The following is a 4,039-nucleotide window of genomic DNA, read 5'->3' on the forward strand; positions in this document are numbered from 1 at the left end:
CCCACCACCGCAACCCACCCCCACCACCGCCCTCCACCGTCACACTGGTGTCACCCACCAAGCCAAACAGCAGATGCCTAAAAAGATCCTAAATCAACGGTATTGCTCCTAGTAGTGCTTCGTTAGGTTCTTCGTCTGGTTCTGTTGCGAGGCAGGGGATACGCATATGCACGAAAGCCCCTGCTCGTCACTCTGGAGAGCAGGGGCTTCTGGGCCGGGCTACGCGTCTCGAAGGAGGCCAGCAGCAACCTGCTGGAGGATGCCTGCGAGCGAGGCGCGGTCCTGCGGGGCGAGGTCTCCTCGCATATCAGCGATGACGGCCTCTACGCCCTGGCTGCGTCTGAAGTAGCGCAGGATGAACGCGCTCCGTTGGGCCGGGTCCAGTCGGACAAATGCTGCGTCCATGAGCGCAGAGCCGTCATGCCACGGCACCTCAGCAGCCATCGGCACCTGCGCAGGCGTGGTGATCCGAGGTTCCGGAACGATGACGGTGGGTTCGCCGGCCTCGGGGGGCGCTACCGCCACCACTCCCCCACTGCTCAATGCGGTTTCCGGGGCGGGATTCAAAACCGAGTTTTGAACCGGCGAAGCCACCGGAGCGGCCGCGCGCTTCCGCGGGGCCTTCGGCACCTGGGCCTTGCGTAGCTCCTCAGCAGCGATGGCCTTCTGCTGTTCCGGGTCCTGGATCTTGGCGATCTTCTCGGCCGTCTTCACCTTGAGCTGCTTGGTGTCGACGGCGTTCTGGAGTTCGGGCGGCAGGTTGAGCAGAGCCAGGCGGTTGGAGACGTACATCTGTGACTTGCCGATGCGCTCTGCGACCTTCTCCTGGGACCCGTGACGTTCGACCATCCGCTGCAGGAACTCAGCCTCCTTGTAGGGAGGGATGTTCTTGCGGTGGATGTTCTCGATGACGACAGCTTCGTCGAGTTTGTCGTCGTCTTCGTTGCCGAGACGGTCACGGACCCGGATCTCGAACTTCGTCCAGCCGAGCTGCTTAGCCGCATGGAAGCGCCGGTTGCCGAGGATGACGACCCACTCCGCGTCGCCGATCCTGGAGCCGTGTTCGGGCTTGACTCGGAGGAACGCCTCGCGGGACATGGCGACGGCTGGCTGGAGCTGTCCGACGGACTTCATCGACTCCTTGAGTTCTCGGAATTCGGGGTCGTCGTCGGAGTAATCGGCGTCGGTCCGAGGGTTATCCGGGTTGCCGACGAGCATGTGCATGTAGGCGGTGGTCGGCGGCGTCTCCGCCTTAGCCGGCTCGTCATTGGAGGCTCGCTTGGTGCCGGGCTTGCCCGGTCCGTCGAGGAGGTCGGCCCAAGGCTTCTTCGTCGCCATCAACGAGCGCCCTTCTTGCCGGCGCCGAGCTCGAGAGCGAGCTGGTAGAAGTCTTCGCGGGCTTCCATCGCGACCCGGTTCTTCTTGTACTGGGTGACGACAGTGCCTTCGAGAGCTGCCCGGGTGTGGACCTTGTAGTGGCGGACGACAGTGTTGGCCAGGTTCCAGCCCTGAGCTCGGACGAAGTCCTTGGTCTGGTCGAGGTCGGCCTCGCCGTCGCGCGGGTCCCAGTTGTTAATGACGACGAGGTAGGGGATGCCGAGTGGCTTGACCACTTCCTCGATCGTGTCGCGGGTCGGCATGAACCCAAGCGGCTCGGGCTCGACGGGCACGATGATGTCGTCGGCATTGGCCAGCACGGCGCGCATGGCGTCGGCGGCGGTGCTCTTGCCGAACGGGTCACCAGCTTCTTCCTTCTCGTCCTCGGGAAGGTCCATCCATCCCGGGGTGTCGATGAAGGCGTGCTTGATCTTGCGGGACTTCTTCAGAGCGGAGAAGAGCTCCAGGTCATCCTTGGAGTTAATCTGCTTGAAGGAGAAGGGCAGCTCCTGGCCGACTCGCTCGGACCACCAGGTGGTCGAGCCTTGGGGGTCGGCGGAGACGGCGGCGACGTAGTGGGGGTCGCCTTCGGGGGCTGTGCCCAGGACGTGGGCGGTGATGGCCGCGGTGTTGACGGTGAGAGTCGACTTTCCGACTCCACCCTTGCGGTTGATGAGCGCGGTGATCCGTGCCATGGGTGGTACTCCTGATGCTCCGTATGCTTCCCGGCCCGGGTGGGTCGGTACTAGCGGACCGGGACAGGATGCCACGGAAGGCCCCTCACGTTGCCCTCCGGCGTGTCGATTTCAAAACCGGGTTTTGAAGCTGGCACACGGAACGGCCCGGGGGTGGCTGTCTCAGGGCGGGAGGCTGGTCTTCAAAACCGGGTTTTGAAATCACTCTTGGTAAGAGCTCCCCGAGCCTCACGGTTCCGCCGCTACGGTGGCGCAGTAAGAGCGTGTCAAGGGGGAGATCGAAGAGACACCCCCTAACTGCTCCAGAAACACAAAAAGCGGCCCCCATCGCCCGGACTTGAGGTCCGGACGGCGGAGGCTGCTTCGTGGTCAGGTGCTCAGTTCGATGCCGTACTGGGCTGGGCACTTCTTCTATCTGTACGCCGGTAATGATCAAGGAGAGCTTCGTGTGAGGTCCTTGATCCAGATCATCGAGGCGCGGAGGTGGAGACCGGCAAGGTAGCTGTTGGGGGTCTTGTCGCAGCGGCTGGCGATGTCGATCCATGCTTTCATCCGGTTGATCCTCCGCTCGACGGCGATCCGTTCCTTGTAGAGGTCGGTGTCGTGGCTGACGGGGCGGTCTCCCTTTTGATCACGACTCGATACGCTTCCCGGGGCGTGGCACCCCGAGGGCTCCTTGGTGTGAGGGCCCGGACCACCCCGTGATCAAGGGAGAGAACCGCGCGATGAAGCTCCGCTGTGCCCTGCTCGACGACTTCCAGTCCGCCGCGACCGCCGCCGCGGACTGGTCGCCCGTCGCCGAAGAGGTGGAGGTGGTGTCCTTCCCGGAACACTTCGCCACTGAGGACGAACTCGCCGCCGCACTCGCGGACTTCGACGTCGTCGTCACCCTCCGCGAACGAGTCCCCTTTCCAGCTTCCCTCCTCGCCCGACTGCCCCGGCTGCGCCTCCTGATCGCCTCCGGAATGCGCAACTCGGTCATCGACTTCGCCGCCGCCGAGCAGTACGGAGTCACCGTCTGCGGCACCGCCAGCTCGTCCACCCCGCCCGTCGAGCTCACCTGGGCCCTGCTCCTCGGCCTCGCCCGCGGTCTGGTCACCGAGTCCCACTCCCTCCGCCACAACGGCCCCTGGCAGTCCACCGTCGGCACCGACCTGCACGGCAGCCGCCTCGGACTGCTCGGCCTCGGCAAGATCGGCAGCCGGGTGGCCACGATCGGCCTCGCCTTCGGCATGGAAGTGAGCGCCTGGAGCCAGAACCTCACCGGGGAACGCTGCGCCGAAGCTGGGGTCACCCTCGCCACCTCCAAGGAAGACCTCCTCGCCACCAGCGACTTCGTCTCCGTCCACCTCGCCCTGTCCGACCGTACGCGCGGCCTGCTCGGCGCCCCCGAACTCGCCCTCATGCGCCCCACCGCCCACCTGGTGAACACCTCCCGGGCGGCCATTGTCGACCAGGACGCACTCCTGGCGGCGCTCCGGACAGGCACCATCGCCGGAGCGGCCGTCGACGTCTTCGACACGGAACCGCTGCCGCCTAACCACCCGATGCGTAGCGCTCCGCGGCTGCTCGCCACACCGCACCTTGGGTACGTGTCGCAGGCCAACTACGGGACGTACTACGGGCAGGCGGTGGAGAACATCCGCGCTTTTCTCGACGGGGGTGCGGTGAGAAGGATCGGGGGAGTGTGAGGGTCGGTCTGTACGTGCGGGTGTGTGGCTGGTCGCGCAGTTCTCCGCACCCCCTAGCCCCACGCTTTCAGCAGAGAGCGACGCCTACTCATAATCAAAGAACAGGAACGTTTCTCCGACTTAGGCAGTGTCTGATGGCTCTTGTCCGGGGCGGTGGATCTGTTGCCGTTGCGGGCAGGAGTCCGTCATGGTGCGTCGGCATGAACTGACGAATGCTCAATGGGATCGCATTGCCCCGCTGCTGCCGGAGACTGGCGGGCCGGGTGGGCGGTGGGC

3 protein-coding genes are annotated in these 4,039 nt (G+C 65.0%); 1 reads left to right on the forward strand and 2 read right to left on the reverse strand.

Going from position 1 to position 4,039, the window contains the following annotated elements; genetic code table 11:
- Window positions 1–219: 219 nt before the first annotated feature.
- Together ABD374_RS31675 and ABD374_RS31680 are read right to left on the reverse strand one after the other, a co-directional pair.
- Window positions 220–1,338 carry a ParB/RepB/Spo0J family partition protein gene (locus ABD374_RS31675; protein WP_344500090.1) on the reverse strand — a complete coding sequence of 373 codons (1,119 nt, stop codon included), beginning with the start codon at window positions 1,336–1,338 and terminating at the stop codon, window positions 220–222.
- Window positions 1,338–2,072: a ParA family protein gene (locus tag ABD374_RS31680; protein ID WP_344500092.1), complete on the reverse strand. Its 735-nt coding sequence runs from the start codon at window positions 2,070–2,072 to the stop codon at window positions 1,338–1,340. The genes ABD374_RS31675 and ABD374_RS31680 overlap by 1 nt, the downstream gene beginning before the upstream one ends.
- A gap of 725 nt (window positions 2,073–2,797) precedes the next feature.
- Here ABD374_RS31680 and ABD374_RS31690 point away from each other — a divergent pair.
- Complete coding sequence (locus ABD374_RS31690; protein WP_344500094.1) at window positions 2,798–3,763, forward strand: D-2-hydroxyacid dehydrogenase family protein; 966 nt, start codon at window positions 2,798–2,800, stop codon at window positions 3,761–3,763.
- Window positions 3,764–4,039 lie beyond the last annotated feature (276 nt).

Origin of the sequence: Streptomyces enissocaesilis (genome assembly GCF_039533765.1) — a bacterium.
GTDB lineage: Bacteria > Actinomycetota > Actinomycetes > Streptomycetales > Streptomycetaceae > Streptomyces > Streptomyces enissocaesilis.

Excerpts from the sequence above, each read along its gene's own strand:
- ABD374_RS31675 (WP_344500090.1), bottom strand. The coding sequence starts at position 1,338 with ATGGCGACGAAGAAGCCTTGGGCCGACCTCCTCGACGGACCGGGCAAG.
- ABD374_RS31680 (WP_344500092.1), bottom strand. The coding sequence starts at position 2,072 with ATGGCACGGATCACCGCGCTCATCAACCGCAAGGGTGGAGTCGGAAAG.
- ABD374_RS31690 (WP_344500094.1), top strand. The coding sequence starts at position 2,798 with ATGAAGCTCCGCTGTGCCCTGCTCGACGACTTCCAGTCCGCCGCGACC.